Below are 17,697 nucleotides of genomic sequence, written 5' to 3'. Positions count from 1 at the left end.
TGTATAATCTATATTGTTTAATTCGCAGCAAATAGGAATGAAACAGCCTGCCTAATAATATTATTTTAGAGAGGATTCTTTGAACAGAATCGTTTGCGGATAAACTAATTTTTAGTACAAGACTTCTTTGCTATAACGACTATATGATAAAAGAAAGGAGTATTATTTGGAGCTATTCCTTATCAAGTCATTTAAACATCTTAGTTTGTATGAAAAAGAATGGTCCACTATTTTAGCAGCAAATCAAAATGCTAATCCATTTCTAGAATTTCATTTTATATACAATTGGTGGAGATATTTTTCAGACGATAAGAAAATTGAGATTTATAGTGTTAGAGAAAACCAGAAAGTCATTGCTTTTTTTCCCTTTATAGTGAGTAAAAAGAACAATGTTAAGATTGTGCAAACGTTAGCTATCCAATCCTGTCCCTATACAGACTTCGTAGTAAAGAAGAGAGATTTAGATAGGGTGCTTATGTTTGTGATGGACGGAATTATTTTAGATAAGCAGCAGGCTGTATTCTTGATTAATTCGTTAAGTTATGACAATCATACACATCTAAAATTAAGGAATTACATGAATGCTAGAAGCTACAAATGTATAGAAAAGAAAAACAATCCAGTAGAAATTTTACATGTTATAACTCCAATGATGGAAGCAAAGCTAAGGGCACTAGGTGATCTACAGGAAGAGGTAGTGACATTTGACCAATTGCAGTCTTTATTAGAGGGAAACATGGACAAATTTAATCACTCCAGTAACGATAGATTGGATTTTATGAAAAAGTTTGAAGGTGATCGGCCTCATGTCAGTGCAAAGGTAATACATCTTAATAATGAATTAATAGCGTTTTCTTATGGTTTTCAGTGGCTGGATAAATACATGGAGTACGGAAACGGAAAACTAAAGGATATTTTTCATGCTGAGAAACTGCTTGGCGAGGCTATGCCCATACATGCTCCAGGCACTGTGTCTATCCTATTTTCAACTAAAAATTTTAGGGGTAAGCTTGGTCTTATCCTGGAAAAGCGTCATATAGCAAAATATGAAAGAAAACAATTGAATCCTACTAAGAAGAAGGCATTTAAGAAAAAGCATTCTATTCTTATTGCTGAGCTCAACGATATCCACATCAAAGCCCCCAATTGTAACTTTAAAAGTATTTCTAACACAGAGATATGGTCAGGTAACCGACAAAGATTCCTTCTCAATTACCTTCGAGGTTTCGAGGGCTATCATTCTGGAAATCCCCAAAACACTTTTTGGATCAATTCAACATCGCTTTATATAGATGAACTAAATCATAAAGAAAAGCTATCTGAAGGAACTCTATTTATAGAAGGGTGGGAGTCTGAGGAGCTAGAAAAGATACTATGCTTTACACAAACAAACTACAGAGTACGGAATATATTAGTACGTGTTAATAAAGACAACAAAAATCAAATCAAAAAATTAATGCTTTTTGGATTTCAAATTAGAGATAAGTTTTTGATTCCTAGCTAGGAGAAGGTTTTTTCTCTGCGTGCAACGTCTAATTACTAGGCTTGACCCACAAATAGAAGGAGTCGACTTTTGATTGGAGGGAAGAGTGGAGACTTTCAACGAGAATAGTACGAGCTGAAGATCCAGGAGAGCACATATCGTTACTTTAATAGAAAAAACTTTAGACAAAACATCACAATTCATGGTGTTTATCTAAAGTTTGGAGCGACTAATTATTGATTAGTCGCTTCTTTGCTTTTACTTAGCCTATTCAACTGTACAATCTGAGCATCCTCATTCTTATGACCGGTTATTAAATCTCTCAATATATGAGATCCGAGCATACTATAAACGGTTCCGTTTCCACCATAACCTAATAGGTAATAATGATTTTCTTTCGTTGGATGTTCTCCAATGAATGGAAGATTATCAGTAGATTCTCCAAAAGTCGCAGCATATGCATAATCAATGCTTATATCGTATTGGGGGAATAGTTCTTTTGCTTGGAAAAGAAGATTTTCTACTCTCTTCATCATCAGCTCTTCCGATTGTGGTGCCTCAGGTTGGTCTTTGTCCATACCACCTATAATTAATCTACCTTCTTTGCATGTACGAGCGTATAAGTAAGGTCGCTTTGTCTCCCATATTAAAGCTTTTTCATGCCAGCCACTTAAATTACTAATAGGATTGCTGACGAACACATAAGAATGATTGATATCAGCTCCCCTACGTTTTCCAACAGGGACATCCTCATATCCAGTCGTATATACAACTTTTTTAGCATAGAACGATTTTCCAGTTGTTCGAACTTCCAGATCATCATCTCTATCTATCACATTTATAACTTCTGTATATGGATATAGATGAACTCCTAGCTCTTCCGCTTTTCGAAGAACCCCTTGTACAAACTTTAACGGGTTAACCTCTGCGTCACCTAAAGTTAGTAGGGCGCCATCCTTGGAAAAGGAAAATTTTTTGGCTATCTCGTTCCTTCCTAAATAATCACAAGGGAAGTTATATTTTTGAAGTGTTATGTATTCCGCCTTTAGCTTCTCCACATCATTTTCTTCGCTAGCAAAACACAGGCTAGGGCGTCGTATAAAATCTGAATCCTCATCGAGACTTTTAGCTACAAGCTCTAAATCATCCATTGCTTCATAACAGAGCTGATAAAAGCGAACAGCATCCTTTTCGCCGATTTGGTCAATTAGTTCATGAAGCATAATGTCATTTGAATACTGAAGTAATCCTGTATTTGCGCTAGTGCTGCCGGTACCCATCATACGTTTATCTAATACTGCAACCTTCAATCCGGCCTTCGCAAGCGATAGCGCAGTTAAGGAGCCAGACATTCCTCCACCGACAATAACGACATCGTATATATCTAAAGGCTCAATGAATGTTGGAGTAAATGGTTTTGTTGTAGTTGGCCAATAAAGAGACCCGTTATGTAGATTCATATGTACCTCCAAAGAGTTTTTTAGAATTATATACCCTTAATTTTTATTTTCAATCCATGTTATAATAATATGTGATAAAAGTTTTAAACTGCTTGTTTAGGTGCTTTTAATAAACTAAAGGATGATGTATATGACACAGGAAAAACCTCGTGTATTAGTTATAGATGGTATGGCATTATTATTCCGTTCTTTCTTTGCAACTGCTATGTCAGGAAACTATTTTAAAAATGAAAAGGGTATTCCAACGAATGCAGTACAGGGCTTTGCTCGTCACGTATTGGCAGCACAGGAGCTAATGAACCCTACTCATATGGCGGTTTGCTGGGATAAAGGAATGAAGACGTTTAGAAATGATCTATTTGATGGGTATAAGGCGATTCGACCAAAGCCGGCAGAGGAGATGATTCCTCAATTTGATATGGCCCAGGAGCTGTCGGAGCATTTAGGATGGCAAAACTTTGGGATAGTTGGAATGGAAGCAGACGATACGATTGCATCTATCACACATAAATGGAAAGACGAAGCCCATTTCACGATTGTCAGTGGCGATAAGGATTTACTTCAGCTTTTAGATCCTTCTACTGAAATTGCATTCACGAAAAAGGGCTTTACGATATATGACTACTATAATCATGAAAGATTCACAGAGGAATACGGTATCTCTCCACTGCAGTTCCCGGATGTGAAGGCCTTTATGGGAGATTCCAGTGATGGCTATGCAGGAGTGAAGGGTATTGGACCGAAAACTGCTCTTCAGCTTATACAAGCCTATGGTTCAGTTGAAAAGGTAATAGACTCACTGCATCTCCTAACAAAGGGTCAGCGAACAAAAATTGAAGCTGATTTAGAAATGCTTCACTTATCGAAGCAGCTTGCTACCATCAGTAGAGATGTACCAATTGAAGCGGAGCTGGATCATTTAGTCATACCGAATATTGATACGAACAAATTCGATTTTTTATATGAGCATGGCTATACTATTTTAGCTCGTCAGCTGCAAGGGAAACAGAAGCCGGTGGGACAACTTTAATAAATGTGAGGATAGGAGCATTTTCCGTATATTTTATCTTGCGTATAGAACTTTCTCGTCCTCTTCCACCATTATCATGAACGATTAAATAGAGTTCATCGTTATTTTTTTCATACCCAATTAATGGTACCCAGTGGTAGGAAAAAGAGAATTTCTGTTTCCATTTAAAAGAAAAATATTTATCAAACTTTAATGCCACTGGTCTACCTTGTTGCAGCTCACCTAAGGACTCCTCTATGGAGCATTTTTGGATTGTCCAACCAGGACCAAGAAGCTTTTTTAATCGCCTAATAAATCGATATGTAAATAGACCGATTCTTGTTCCTTTTAAATGTTTATACAAATCGTTAGGAATGTAGGAGTGGTTCGGTAAAAGATAGTTTAGGAGCACGTATACTGTGACCGGTCCACATGCAGATGATTGTAGCTTCGGATTAATGGAAACATCGTACTGGGAAAAGCCTTTAACCGCCAATTGGATTTTCAAGTTAATTCTCCTTTCTGGTTACTATATACAGTACGTTTATATTACCCTAAAAGTTTTTACTAAAAGCATTAAATTAAGTTAATTTCCTAAATAATGTTTTCCATTTTAAACACGAACAATTATTTGATTGAATGCGGCATGAGAGACAAGGCGTTGCAATTAGACTTGTGTATCAGTTGCTAGCAGACCGGTTTCCAGTAGCTAAAATCAATTATTGTTCGTGTTTTTTATATAAATAGCAATTCTAATTTAATTACTAAGGGGATGGATGGTTTGATTAGAGTATTAGGGGAAAAGGATTTTGAGGCAGCAGCTGACCTAGCGTCTATGGCATATCCAGGAATGGGCATTCAGTCAGAGGAAAAGAAGAAGGAATATGAGGAAAGACTGAAACGAGAGCAAAGGGAAGAAAACGGCATTCTTTTTTATGGAAGCTTTAACGCAAAAGAAGAATTAGTAGGAATCTACCGACGAAGTGATTTTGAATGTAATATTAATGGTGAGTTTCAACGTCTATTTGGGATAGGCATGGTGGCAGTACATATTTTACATAAGAAGGAAAAGGTAGCTTTTGAGCTGTTGAACCATTTTCACCAAGAGGCAAGAAAGGAAAATGTTGCCCTTGTTGCTCTTTATCCTTTTAGCTCTAGTTTTTACCGCAAAATGGGCTATGGCTACGGACCATTAAAGTACGAGTTTAGGATAAAACCAGGTGCTTTAAATAGTAATGGGCAGAAGGACTTGGTAGAGCTGTTATCTCCTACAGATGTAGAAGAAATTACAGTCTTATTTAACCACTTTGCCCAAATGCATCATGGTATGATCAAACGGACATGGAGTGAGCGTCAGCATATTAAAAATGCAGCATCTCGTTATGTAGGGGTCCGAGAAGACGGCAAGCTGATTGGTGCCTTGGCTTTTAGCCTTCAGCCAGTGAAGGATAGTCACTTCCTGCATCAAAATATGATGATTCATGAGTGGGTATGGAGTAGCCAGAAGGGCTTTAAGCAGCTAGAGGCATGGGTTGATTCCCAGCAGGACCAGGTCGACCGAATCATATATGGAACAAACAACCCGGCATTTGTTTATAGCTTAAACAATCCACCAAATGACTCTAATCACTTAATACCTAGTGTCTATCATGAGGTGGCCACCACTGGATCGGGTTTAATGTATCGGATTTCAGATATTCCACTCTTTTTTAAGCAGATGCATTTTCAAGCACTTCGCAAGCCAGCCGGCCAACCAGAAATTATTGTGAAGGTCGAGGATACCTTTATCGAGGAGCAGTCAGGCTTTTATAAGCTTTCATTTTTGGGTGGAGAATGGAATATTGAAAAAGTTGGAGAGAATATCGGTCAGGTGAACATCGAAATAGGAATTCAAGATTTAAGTGCATGGTGGATGGGCTGTGTATCGATTAAGGATTTGGATAGCTATGGTGAAGTAGTAGTGAAGGGTTGTAGCCCAGAGGATTTAGATGACTGGTTTAAGCCACGAAAAGCACCAATTTGTATGACAAATTTTTAAGTTAACATGATAAAAAAGACAAAGGGAGATGCGAGAACAATTTCTCGTTTCCTTTGTCGCTAGAAAAAAGGTTTAGGAGAAATCCCTAATCCTTTTTTTATTTAGAAGCGATTGTTTTATTGGATTCTTGCAGTAGGCGGTTCAATGCTTCTCGGAAATTTTTATATGTTTCGATATTAACATGTAGATCTGCATGGACAATTTCACGAATAAATTTCGGGTTAAAGCCAACATAGATTGGACGGATTCCCATTAAACGAAGAGAGCTATTCAGTCGGGATATAGAAATGGCCAATTCATTGTAATCGAATTCCTCAATATGCTCCACAGTTACCCCGGTAAAATCGAAAATAGCGTGTTCTACTTCTTTATGCTCGCCAATATATTGTAGTGTTTCCGTCTCAATATTTTCAAAGCGTTCCTTATACATATAGCCGGCAATCGGCATCAAAATTGTTTTAGGCACAATAGATGGAATGATTGGGGTGGACATTGCTTTTATAATTCGTTCATAGTAAGCGACTTTCTCTTTTAATTCCAGAATTTCGTTTTCTTGCGACAAATATAACACCTCTGTTTTTCTTATTATGGTAAGAAAGTAGAAGAGGACTGTCGTTAAGAGCAGTCCTATTTCCTTTCATACTTTCTAAGGTTACCTTGGCTTATGTGTTCTAAAGAAAGTATAGACTATTCAGTTTGAATATTATGCCTATATGTAGCTGTTCTAAATAATATCTATTTAGTTTGCGCTTGTAAAAATTCTTCTACCTGGTCCGGTGTTTTCGCATTTGCACTATGCAGGTGAGCTTTTTTCTCGCCGTTTTGGTATATAAGTAGGCTAGGAATCCCCATTACTTGATACTTTTCAGCGATTTCAGGTAGCTCGTCACGATTTACTTCATACCATGCGTAATTATTATACTTTTCCATGATAGGATCGATAAACATTTCCATGCGACGACAATCAGGACACCAGCCTGCTTCAAATTTTACTAATACCTCTTGATCACCAGAAATGATTTCATTAAATTGCTCAGTTGTAGTAATTTTTTTCATTATAAGATACCTCCAATGATAATACATACAGTTTACACTGTTTCCCAAATAGGAGAAAGAAAAATGTATTAAATTATTCATTTTATTATTGCGAAAATTTAAACATTGCACTAGAATAATAGATATAGAGATTGCTTCTATTTTTTTTGTAATTAAAATGAATGAGCGTTCATTCAAGATGAAGGGGAGGCTTTGCACGTGACATATCAAATTAAAAAAGCAGCTGTACTTGGTTCAGGGGTAATGGGATCTGGGATTGCAGCTCACTTAACAAACATCGGTATACCAACACTTTTGCTGGATATCGTACCAAAAGAAGTTAGTAAAGAGGATGAAGCAAAAGGACTTACATTGGAGCATCCTTCCGTACGTAATCGTTTTGCGGAAACTGCCGTACAGAAATTATTAAAGCAAAAACCAGCACCATTAACATCGAAAAAGAACCTGCAACTAATCACGGCAGGGAATTTAGAGGATGATCTTGAAAAGCTAAAAGATGTGGACTGGATTATTGAAGTAGTAGTAGAAAACTTAGATATTAAGAAAAATTTATATGACAAAATAGATGCAGTTCGTAAGCCAGGCACAATTATAAGCTCTAACACATCAGGAATCAGTATCAATGCAATGGTAGAAGGTAGATCAGAAGACTTTGGCAAGCATTTCCTTGGCACTCATTTCTTCAATCCACCTCGTTATTTGAAGCTATTGGAAGTGATTCCTGCTAATACGACTGCTCCTGAAGTAGTGGAATTCATGCAAACCTTTGGTGAGGATGTGCTTGGAAAAGGTGTTGTTCTTGCAAAAGATACGCCTAACTTCATAGCCAACCGAATTGGAACATACGGTTTACTTGTAACCCTTCGTGAGATGCAAGCAAGAGGCTACTCAGTTGGAGAGGTAGATTCTGTTACTGGTCCACTTATTGGCCGTCCGAAGTCTGCAACGTTCCGTACGCTTGATGTAGTAGGTCTTGATACATTTGCTCACGTAGCAAAAAACGTATATGACCAAACAACAGGGGAAGAGCAAAAAGTATTTGAAGTCCCCGCTTTCATGCAAAAAATGCTTGAAAACAAGTGGCTTGGTGCTAAAACAGGGCAAGGCTTCTTCTTAAAAGAAGGCAAAGAAATTAAAGAATTAGATCCGGAAACTTTAGAATATGGACCAATGAAGAAGCTGAAAACTCCTTCCATGGAAATGGCAAAGCAACAAAAAGGCTTAGCCGCTAAAGTGAAAACGTTAACATATGCAAAGGATCGCACGGGAGAGCTTTTATGGAGTATTTTAAGTCCAACACTTATCTACTCTGCTCAGCTTCACGGTGAAATTGCAGATGATATCGTTGCAATTGACAATGCAATGAAATGGGGCTTCGGCTGGCAGCAAGGACCTTTTGAAATTTGGGATGCAATCGGAGTAAAAGACTCTGTTGAAAAAATGACGTCTGAAGGATATGAGATCCCTGCTTTCGTTCAGTCTTTACTAGATAAAGGTTTTAGTTCCTTCTATAAAGAGGATAACGGAGAGTTGTTCTACTTTGACGGATCGGACTACCAAGCAGTACCAGTAAATGAAAAAATGATTAACTTAAAGAGCTACAAGAAAAAGCATGGTGTTATCAAGTCGAATTCAGGAGCTAGCTTAATCGATTTAGGAGACGGAATTGCGTTACTTGAATTCCACTCTAAGTCCAATTCCATTGGATTAGATATTCTTCAAATGATTAACTTTGCGGTTGATGAAGTAGAGAAAAACTTTAAAGGTCTTGTCATTAGTAACCAAGGTAAAAACTTCAGCGTTGGGGCAAACCTTGGCATGATTCTAATGGAAGCTCAGGATGATAATATTTTTGAACTAGATTTCGTTGTTCGACAATTCCAAAACGCAACGATGAAAATTAAATACTCTGCCAAGCCAGTAGTAGTTGCTCCATTTGGAATGACATTAGGTGGAGGAGCAGAGGTAACTCTACCAGCAGCTCATATTCAAGCATCTTCTGAAACTTATATGGGACTTGTGGAAGCGGGCGTTGGTCTAATCCCTGGTGGTGGGGGTAATAAAGAGCTTTACATGAAACACCTAAAAGGAATTCCAAACGGAGTGCAAATAGATTACTTAAATGTAGCTAGCAAGGTTTTTGAAACAATCGCTATGGCTAAGGTATCCACTTCGGGTGAAGAGGCACGTGAGAACAATTTCTTAAGCATGGCTGACGGCATTAGCGTTAACCCAGATCACTTAATCTATGATGCGAAGCAAGCTGCACTAGCCCTAGCAGAAGCAGGCTATAAGGCGCCGATTCGTGAAAAGGTACCAGTTGTAGGATCCCCGGGATATGCAGCACTTTTATTAGGAGCTGAAGGCATGTTCTTATCAGGATATATTAGTGAGCATGATTTGAAAATTGCTAAAAAGCTTGCCTATGTGATTGCTGGTGGAGAGGTTCCATACGGTACGTTAGTAGATGAGCAATATTTATTGAACTTAGAGCGTGAAGCTTTCTTAAGTTTAGTTGCAGACCCTAAATCCCAGGCAAGAATGCAGCACATGTTAGTGAAAGGTAAACCATTACGCAACTAGACTGCGTTAGGTAAAAGGAGGAGAACTCATGCGTGAAGCAGTTATCGTAGCAGGTGCAAGAACACCAGTTGGTAAAGCGAAAAAAGGATCTCTAGCCAATGTACGCCCAGATGATTTCGGAGCATTGGTAGTAAAAGAGACATTAAAAAGAGCGGGCGGATACGATGGCCCAATAGATGATTTAATCTTAGGATGTGCAATGCCAGAAGCAGAGCAAGGAATGAACGTAGCTCGTAATATCGGTGCACTTGCTGGACTTCCAGATACAACACCAGCAATCACAATCAATCGTTTCTGTTCCTCTGGCTTACAATCCATCGCATATGCGGCTGAACGTATTATGCTAGGTCACTCCGAGGCAATTATTGCCGGAGGAGTAGAGTCTATGAGTATGGTTCCAATGATGGGTAATGTCATTCGACCAAATGCTCATTTAGCAGAAACAGCGCCTCAATATTATATGGGAATGGGTCATACAGCAGAGCAGGTGGCGAATAAGTATAATGTGAGCCGTGAAGACCAGGATGCATTTGCTGTTCGTTCACATCAGCTTGCTGCAGCGGCAATTGCAGCTGGTAAATTTAACGATGATATCGTTCCGGTTGAAGTGATCAAGCATTTCGTAGATGAAAACAACAAAGCGCAATCGAAAAAATTTATGTTCGAAATGGATGAGGGTGTACGTCCAGGAACAACAGTAGAAACACTTGCAAAATTACGTCCAGCATTCAACGTGCGTGGTTCTGTAACTGCAGGTAATGCATCTCAAACATCGGACGGTGCAGGCGCAGTATTAGTGATGGACCGTGAAGTTGCAGAGGCACAGGGCTTAAAGCCGATAGCAAAATTCCGTTCATTCGCAGTTGGTGGAGTGGCTCCGGACGTAATGGGGATCGGACCAATTGTTGCGGTACCTAAAGCATTGAAAATTGCAGGTCTATCTATTGAAGATATCGACCTATGGGAGATCAATGAAGCATTCGCTTCTCAATCCATCCAAGTCGTTCGTCATTTAGGTATCGATCTAGATAAAGTAAATGTAAATGGTGGAGCTATCGCACTAGGGCATCCACTTGGAGCAACGGGTTCTATCTTAACTCTAAAAATGATGAGCGAACTTAGAAGACAAGGGAAGCAATTCGGTGTTGTGACGATGTGTATTGGTGGAGGCATGGGAGCAGCTGGAGTATTTGAACTTCTTTAATTTTAAGAGGGAAATGCGCTTTGATTAAAGGGCGCATTTCACAATCAATTAAACAAACGTTTACACACAATAGGAGGAGAAGGAAATGACACAAGTTCAAGATGCAATTAAAGGTGGAAGCTTTTTAGTAGAAGATATTGAGGCAAGCCGCGTATTTACACCAGAGGATTTCAATGATGAGCAAAAAATGATTGCTAAAACAGCAGAAGACTATGTTAAAAACGAAGTATTACCTGTTGTGGAAAACCTAGAAAATCATGAGTTTGATCACTCTGTACGTTTATTGAAATCTGCTGGTGACTTAGGTCTTTTAGCAGCTGATATTCCAGAGGCATATGATGGCCTAGGATTAGACAAAATCTCTTCTGCATTAATCGCTGAAAAGCTATCAGTAGCAGGTGGATTCTCCATCACTCACGGAGCGCATGTAGGAATCGGTACGCTTCCAATCGTTCTTTTCGGTAATGAAGAGCAGAAGAAAAAATACCTTCCAAACTCAGCGTCAGGAGAAAAAATCTCTGCATACGCTTTAACAGAGCCAGGCTCAGGTTCAGATGCTCTAGGAGCAAAAACAACTGCTAAATTAAATGAAGCAGGAACTCACTATGTCCTTAATGGTGAAAAGCAATGGATCACTAACGCAGGCTTTGCAGACGTATTCGTTGTTTACGCAAAAGTAGACGGTGACAAATTCTCTGCATTTATCGTAGAAAGAACATTCCCAGGAGTATCTGTAGGTGCAGAAGAGAAGAAAATGGGTATCAAATCTTCTTCTACACGTACATTGATCCTTGAAGACGCACAGGTTCCAGTTGAAAACCTATTAGGTGAAATTGGCCGTGGTCATATTATTGCATTCAACATCCTGAACATCGGTCGTTACAAATTAGGTGTAGGTACGATAGGTGGTTCTAAACGTGCATTAGAGCTAGCAATTACTTATTCTAATCAACGCCAACAATTTAAAACGCCTATTTCTTCATTCAATTTAACGAAGCAAAAGCTAGCAACAATGGCGTCTAAGCTATATGCGACAGAAAGCTTAATTTACCGTACAGTTGGTTACTTCGAGGATCGCATGAGCCAAATGAGCGAAGAAGATCAAAAAGACGGAACAAAAATTGCAGCTGCAATTGCTGAGTATGCAATTGAATGCTCTATTAACAAAGTAGTAGGTTCTGAGGTTCTAGATTACATCGCGGACGAAGCGGTTCAATTACATGGCGGGTACGGCTTCATGCAAGAATATGAAGTAGAGCGCATTTACCGCGACTCACGTATTAACCGTATTTTCGAAGGTACAAATGAAATCAACCGCTTAATCGTTCCAGGAACATTCCTGAAAAAAGCAATGAAGGGTGAATTACCACTTCTTCAAAAAGCACAAGGTCTGCAGGAAGAGCTATTAATGATGATGCCAGAGGAAGTTGGCGATGAAGCATTAGCTCAAGAAAAAGTGCTAGTTGCAAACGCTAAGAAAATCGGTATTTTAGCTGCTGGTATGGCTGCTCAACGCTTCGGTACAAAATTAGAAGCAGAGCAAGAAGTACTTGTACACATCGCAAACATTGCGAACAACATCTTTGCAATGGAATCAGCAGTACTACGTACAGAAAAAGCAATCGCACGCAGTGGAGAAGAAAAAGCAGCACAAAAGCTTCTTTACACTCAAATCTTCTGCCAAGAAGCCTTCAATGAAATCGAAGCAGCAGCAAAAGAAACACTAATTGCTTCAGTTGATGGCGATAACTTACGCATGATGATTTCTGCACTTCGCAAGCTAACTCGCTACACACCATATAACGTGATCGAGAAAAAACGCGAAGCTTCCGTTAAGCTAATCGAAGCTGAAAAATTTGTAGTTTAATAATAGCATTGGCCATCTGGAACTCCAGATGGCTTTTTTGTCCGAAAAACGATATTGCCATGAAGGGGAATGAGTTTATAACCGTTTAGCGAGATTTATGACCGCTCACGGGAATTTATCACCGCTAAGCAAAAACAAGGATATTTTTAAAGTTAAGAAGAGAGCATTTCACTGTTCTCTCTTGCATGAGTAACAAAATATTATTATGATAAAAAGAAAAAGGTGAGATATAAATGACAATCCAATTTTATGGATATCCAAAATGTAGTACATGCAACAAAGCAAGCAAATGGCTGAAAGATAACGATATCCCATTTGAGAACCATCATATCGTTGACGCACCGCCTTCAAAGGAACTTTTAAAGGAAATGGTGGCACAAGGCGATTATGAACTGAAAAAATTCTTTAATACTAGCGGCGTAAAATATCGTGAATTACAATTGAAGGACAAGCTTCCTACAATGTCGGAGGATGAGCAGTTAGAGCTGCTTGCTTCGGATGGAAAATTGATTAAACGACCTCTTGTATATAATGGACATAAGCTAACGCTTGGTTTTAAAGAAGAGCAGTTTGAAGACATGTGGAAAACCTCTTAAAGCACCTTGTATTTACTATGAAAATATGTGAATATTAAATAGAATGGATTAATTATTTGAGAGGGGTTTATTTATGAGCGTACCTAAAGATTTTAAGTACTCAGCTGAACATGAATGGGTAAAAAATGAGGACGGAAATGTCCGTATTGGAATTACTCATTTTGCACAATCTGAACTTGGAGATATCGTATTCGTTGAACTTCCACAAGTTGGCGATGAGATCAAGGCAGGAGACGCTTTTGGTAGCGTTGAATCCGTAAAAACTGTTTCAGAATTATATGCACCTATCAGTGGTAAAGTAGTAGAAGTAAATACTGAGCTAGAAGATAGCCCCGAATTTGTTAATGAATCACCTTATGAAAATGCATGGATGATCGTGGTTGAGCCTTCTGACGTATCAGAAGTGGACAGCTTATTATCTCCTGAAAAGTACGAAGAATTAATAGCAGAGTAATAATGAAAACGCCGGTTAATAATCGGCGTTTTTTTCATATAATAAAGGAAAGGATAAGTTGGGAGAGAAGCTAAATGGCACATGTATTTAGTGATAAAATAATTATCGTTGAGGGTAGGTCTGATAAGCTGCAATTATTAAGCCTTCTCGATGAATCTCCAGAAATTATATGTACTAATGGAACGATATCCGATGTAAAATTGGAGGAGCTATTAAGCCCTTATGATGGCTTGCCGATTTATGCTTTTCTAGATGCAGACAAATCCGGGGAACAAATTCGATCGGTCGTTAGGAAGGAGTATCCAGAGGCAATTCATTTGTATACGAACCCGACGTATGGCGAAGTAGCAAACACACCGGCGAAGGTTTTGGCATCTATATTAAAACGTGTTAATATTAAGGTGAAAAAAGAATTTTTACCTTAGGATGATGTGTATGAATGAATGGACTAGAGAACAATGGGATAGCGCTAAAAACAATTCAACACTTACCTTGTTTTATATCTATACGCCTATGTGTGGAACGTGTCAGGTAGCAAGTAAAATGATGAATGTTATTAAAGAAATGGTTACCTATCCAATTGGTCAGGCAAATATTAATTTTCTAGGTGATTTGGCGATAGAACAGGAAATTGAAAGCGTACCTTGTCTTCTTATTACAAAACATGGGAAAGTGGAAAAGAAAATCTATGCTTTTCAATCAGTTCCTTACTTATTGGAAACAATAAAGGCTATTGACGAAGATGAAAACCTATGATAATATTCGTTATGTTGAAAACACAATTTAATAGTGTCGCTCTTATTAAGAGAGGTGGAGGGAAGTGCCCTTTGAAGCCCGGCAACCGTCATGAAAGTGAAATGGTGCCAAGTCACGCAAAGCTATAGCTTTGGGAAATGAGAGAATGGATGAACGTTATTTTAAATAGATAACATACACCCCTTCTGCTCTTTTGCAGAAGGGGTTTTTTATTAGGAAAGGTGGTCAGATTTACTTGATTAGTTTAAAAGACGTTTCGAAAAGATTTATTACAAAGCAAGGAGAAATCGTTGCAGTTGATAGTGTAAATCTGGACATACAGCGTGGAGAAATTTTCGGGATTATTGGATACAGCGGAGCGGGCAAGAGTACGCTAATACGTTTGTTGAATGGGCTAGAAAAGCCATCTGACGGTCATATTACAGTGAATGGCCAGGAAATTACATCTATTAATGAGGACAAGCTTCGAAGCTTTCGTCAAAAAGTAAGCATGATCTTCCAGCATTTCAATTTACTATGGTCGCGAACTGTCGCTGAAAATATAGCATTCCCATTAGAAATTGCAGGAGTTCCAAAGGAAAAAAGAAAAGCTAGAGTAGAGGAGCTTTTAAGCCTTGTTGGATTGGAAGGAAGAGGAGACTCTTACCCATCTCAATTATCTGGAGGACAAAAGCAACGCGTAGGAATTGCAAGAGCGTTGGCTAATGGTCCAGAGGTATTGCTTTGTGATGAGGCAACATCAGCTCTTGACCCTGAAACAACCGACTCCATTTTAGACTTGCTCGTAAGCATTAATGAAAAACTCGGATTAACCATTGTATTAATCACACATGAGATGCAAGTTATTCAAAAGATCTGTAACCGAGTAGCGGTTATGGAAAATGGGCAAGTTGTAGAAGAGGGAGATGTGCTTGAGGTATTCCAAAAGCCACAACAGCCTATTACAAAGCGTTTCGTTTCTCAAATTTCAGATTCTAAAGAGCCAATTCAAACCATTCAAAATCTAGTTAAGCTTTATCCAAACGGCAAGCTAGTTAAGCTCGTTTTCGTTGGAGATACTACAGAGCAACCAATTCTTTCAAGATTAATCAAACAGTTCGATTTAGAAGTAAACATCGTGCAAGGAAATATATCACACACGAAAAGTGGAGCGTTCGGGACACTAATCCTTCAAATAGATGGAAATGAACAAGCAGTGGAAGAGGCAATTGAATTTATCCACGCGCAAAAAGTTAAAACTGAGGTGATCAACAATGATTGAATCGTTATTTCCAAATGTTGATTGGCCTAAAATGTGGGAAGCCACTATAGAAACCCTTTATATGACTGCAATTTCTACAGTCCTAACAGCAATCTTTGGACTAATATTAGGACTATTATTATTTTTGACAAGTCCACACCAAGCATGGGCAAATAAAATAGCAAACTGGTTGACCAGTGGAGTAGTCAATATTTTCCGTTCTATACCGTTTATTATTTTAATCATTTTATTGATACCATTTACAACGTTGTTGACGGGATCGATGCGTGGTCCGAATGCGGCCATCCCTGCATTAGTAATTGGAGCTGCTCCATTTTATGCCCGTATGGTTTTAATCGCACTACGAGAAATCGACAAGGGTGTACTAGAGGCAGCTAAATCTATGGGTGCTAAAACTTCTACAATTATTTGGAAGGTTTTATTGCCAGAATCGATGCCCGCCTTAGTATCTGGTATTACCGTAACCTGTATTTCACTAGTTGGGTACACAGCGATGGCAGGTATTATTGGAGCTGGAGGACTTGGAAATCTAGCATTTCAAGATGGATTCCAACGTAGTCGCGAGGATGTAACGTTTATAGCTACTATTTTAATATTAATCATCGTCTTTATTCTACAATGGATTGGCGATATTATTACTACAAAAATTGATAAAAGATAGGGAGAGATTGAGTATGAAAAAATTATTGGCTGGGGTTTTATTATCTGTTAGTGCATTAACACTTGCTGCATGTGGCGATGAGGATAGCGACAAATTAGTTGTTGGTGCCTCTAACGTACCGCACGCAGAAATTTTAGAGCAGGTAGTACCTATTTTAGAAGAACAAGGCATTGAGCTTCAAATTGAAACGTACCAAGATTACGTACTACCAAATAAAGACTTAAATAATGGCGACTTAGATGCCAATTATTTTCAACATGCTCCTTATCTAGAATCACAAATGAATGATTTCGATTATGACTTCGTAAATGCTGGTGGCATCCATATCGAGCCGATTGGTCTTTACTCTCAAAAGTATGATTCGATTGAAGAGCTTCCAGAAGGAGCAACGATCTTAATGAGTAACTCGGTTGCTGACCATGGCCGCGTACTAGCAATGCTAGAAGCAGAAGGGCTAATTACGCTTGCTGAGGGAATAGATAAAACAAAAGCAGAAATTGATGACATTATAGACAACCCGAAGAACCTAGAATTCGATCCAAACTACGAAGCTGCTTTAATGGTTCAGCTATATGAAAACAATGAAGGCGACGCATTGCTAATCAACTCCAACTACGCAATCGACGCTGGCTTAAACCCACTAGAGGATGCAATCGCAATTGAAGACTCAGAATCTCCATACGTAAACCTAGTAGCGGTAAACGCAGGTGACGAAAAAGACGAGCGCATCAAAGCACTAGTAGAAGCCCTAAAATCCCAGGAAATTCAAGATTTCATCTTAGAAGAATGGGGCGGATCAGTAGTTCCGGTGAAATAATTGATATAGTTGTAGAGTGAAGCAAGCACCTGGTGTGCTTGCTTTTTTTTGTGGGGTGGATTGAGGGGAAGAAAGCCCGTAAACGTGAGAAGCGCCCATAAACGTGAGACCCGCCCATAAACTAGCGGAAATTGTCCCATAAAGGGGTGGAAACCGCCCATAAACTAGTTGAAACTGACCCATAAATGAAAGAAAAGCGCCCATAAGCGTGAGACCCGCCCATAAACTAGTGCAAAGTGTCCCATAAAGGGGGGGAAGCGCCCATAAACCAGTTGAAACTGACCCATAAATGAAAGAAAAGCGCCCATAAACGTGAGACACCCGCAGTCAAGTCCATAGTATTGTGTAAAATTGTATACAATGTTTTCAAACCTACTTGAGAAGTGTAAAAACCCCACTTCACATTTTTTGTGCGTGAATCCCATGGGCGAATAACCCCAGATGAGTTGAAC

General features: G+C 38.8%; 18 protein-coding genes and 1 riboswitch. Of the genes, 13 read left to right on the top strand and 5 right to left on the bottom strand.

The features are described 5' to 3' along the window. Positions 1-166 precede the first annotated feature (166 nt). Positions 167-1,504, top strand: a complete 1,338-nt coding sequence (locus tag M3627_RS14345) for a GNAT family N-acetyltransferase (protein ID WP_251556224.1) — start codon at positions 167-169, stop codon at positions 1,502-1,504. A gap of 212 nt (positions 1,505-1,716) precedes the next feature. Here M3627_RS14345 and M3627_RS14340 read toward each other — a convergent pair whose 3' ends face one another. After that, positions 1,717-2,943 (bottom strand): NAD(P)/FAD-dependent oxidoreductase, encoded by a 1,227-nt coding sequence (locus tag M3627_RS14340; RefSeq protein WP_251556223.1) that lies wholly within the window; start codon positions 2,941-2,943, stop codon positions 1,717-1,719. 130 nt (positions 2,944-3,073) lie between these two features. Here M3627_RS14340 and M3627_RS14335 point away from each other — a divergent pair, with 130 nt between their 5' ends. Next, the gene (locus M3627_RS14335; protein WP_251556222.1) at positions 3,074-3,973 is read left to right on the top strand and encodes a 5'-3' exonuclease; all 900 of its coding nucleotides are present in this window, start codon (positions 3,074-3,076) and stop codon (positions 3,971-3,973) included. Here the strand turns inward: M3627_RS14335 and M3627_RS14330 are convergent. Then, the gene (locus M3627_RS14330) at positions 3,921-4,460 is read right to left on the bottom strand and encodes a C39 family peptidase (RefSeq protein ID WP_251556221.1); all 540 of its coding nucleotides are present in this window, start codon (positions 4,458-4,460) and stop codon (positions 3,921-3,923) included. The two genes, M3627_RS14335 and M3627_RS14330, sit on opposite strands and share 53 nt — an antisense overlap. A 273-nt stretch (positions 4,461-4,733) precedes the next feature. On the opposite strand from M3627_RS14330, the gene M3627_RS14325 reads away from it, so the two are divergent. Then, positions 4,734-5,990 carry a GNAT family N-acetyltransferase gene (locus M3627_RS14325; protein WP_251556219.1) on the top strand — a complete coding sequence of 419 codons (1,257 nt, stop codon included), beginning with the start codon at positions 4,734-4,736 and terminating at the stop codon, positions 5,988-5,990. Positions 5,991-6,087: 97 nt separating this feature from the next. Here the strand turns inward: M3627_RS14325 and M3627_RS14320 are convergent, their stop codons facing one another. Next, positions 6,088-6,552 (bottom strand): STAS domain-containing protein, encoded by a 465-nt coding sequence (locus tag M3627_RS14320; protein ID WP_169359615.1) that lies wholly within the window; start codon positions 6,550-6,552, stop codon positions 6,088-6,090. A 173-nt stretch (positions 6,553-6,725) separates the two neighbouring features. Beyond that, positions 6,726-7,046, bottom strand: a complete 321-nt coding sequence (locus tag M3627_RS14315) for a thioredoxin family protein (protein ID WP_251556217.1) — start codon at positions 7,044-7,046, stop codon at positions 6,726-6,728. 243 nt (positions 7,047-7,289) lie between these two features. On the opposite strand from M3627_RS14315, the gene M3627_RS14310 reads away from it, so the two are divergent. From M3627_RS14310 to M3627_RS14265, 10 genes are all read left to right on the top strand, one after another. After that, positions 7,290-9,629, top strand: coding sequence for a 3-hydroxyacyl-CoA dehydrogenase/enoyl-CoA hydratase family protein (locus M3627_RS14310; RefSeq protein WP_285841718.1), 2,340 nt, complete (start codon positions 7,290-7,292; stop codon positions 9,627-9,629). A gap of 28 nt (positions 9,630-9,657) precedes the next feature. Beyond that, positions 9,658-10,833, top strand: a complete 1,176-nt coding sequence (locus M3627_RS14305) for an acetyl-CoA C-acetyltransferase (RefSeq protein WP_169359618.1) — start codon at positions 9,658-9,660, stop codon at positions 10,831-10,833. Between the two features lie 85 nt (positions 10,834-10,918). Then, positions 10,919-12,700 (top strand): acyl-CoA dehydrogenase family protein, encoded by a 1,782-nt coding sequence (locus tag M3627_RS14300; protein ID WP_251556213.1) that lies wholly within the window; start codon positions 10,919-10,921, stop codon positions 12,698-12,700. A 233-nt stretch (positions 12,701-12,933) separates the two neighbouring features. Next, entirely contained in the window at positions 12,934-13,296 is a 363-nt protein-coding gene (locus M3627_RS14295) for an arsenate reductase family protein (RefSeq protein ID WP_251556211.1), read from the top strand. Between the two features lie 73 nt (positions 13,297-13,369). Next, complete coding sequence (gene gcvH / locus M3627_RS14290; RefSeq protein ID WP_169359621.1) at positions 13,370-13,750, top strand: glycine cleavage system protein GcvH; 381 nt, start codon at positions 13,370-13,372, stop codon at positions 13,748-13,750. 74 nt (positions 13,751-13,824) lie between these two features. Continuing rightward, positions 13,825-14,175, top strand: coding sequence for a toprim domain-containing protein (locus M3627_RS14285; RefSeq protein ID WP_169359622.1), 351 nt, complete (start codon positions 13,825-13,827; stop codon positions 14,173-14,175). 10 nt (positions 14,176-14,185) lie between these two features. Then, positions 14,186-14,506, top strand: a complete 321-nt coding sequence (locus tag M3627_RS14280; protein WP_251556209.1) for a thioredoxin family protein — start codon at positions 14,186-14,188, stop codon at positions 14,504-14,506. A 39-nt stretch (positions 14,507-14,545) separates the two neighbouring features. Then, positions 14,546-14,650: riboswitch (SAM riboswitch) on the top strand. Between the two features lie 91 nt (positions 14,651-14,741). Then, positions 14,742-15,767, top strand: a complete 1,026-nt coding sequence (locus tag M3627_RS14275; RefSeq protein ID WP_251556208.1) for a methionine ABC transporter ATP-binding protein — start codon at positions 14,742-14,744, stop codon at positions 15,765-15,767. Then, complete coding sequence (locus M3627_RS14270) at positions 15,760-16,428, top strand: methionine ABC transporter permease (protein ID WP_251556207.1); 669 nt, start codon at positions 15,760-15,762, stop codon at positions 16,426-16,428. The genes M3627_RS14275 and M3627_RS14270 overlap by 8 nt, the downstream gene beginning before the upstream one ends. A gap of 13 nt (positions 16,429-16,441) precedes the next feature. Beyond that, positions 16,442-17,245, top strand: a complete 804-nt coding sequence (locus M3627_RS14265) for a MetQ/NlpA family ABC transporter substrate-binding protein (protein ID WP_251556206.1) — start codon at positions 16,442-16,444, stop codon at positions 17,243-17,245. A gap of 226 nt (positions 17,246-17,471) precedes the next feature. On the opposite strand, the gene M3627_RS14260 is transcribed toward M3627_RS14265, so the two are convergent. Next, a partial coding sequence (locus tag M3627_RS14260; RefSeq protein WP_251556205.1) for a hypothetical protein occupies positions 17,472-17,697 on the bottom strand: 226 nt, incomplete at its 5' end.

The sequence above is a fragment of the Psychrobacillus sp. MER TA 171 genome (genome assembly GCF_023713305.1).
Taxonomy (GTDB): domain Bacteria; phylum Bacillota; class Bacilli; order Bacillales_A; family Planococcaceae; genus Psychrobacillus.
The sequence above is the reverse complement of the archived record's forward strand: the minus strand, read 5'-3'. Positions and strand labels throughout refer to the sequence as shown.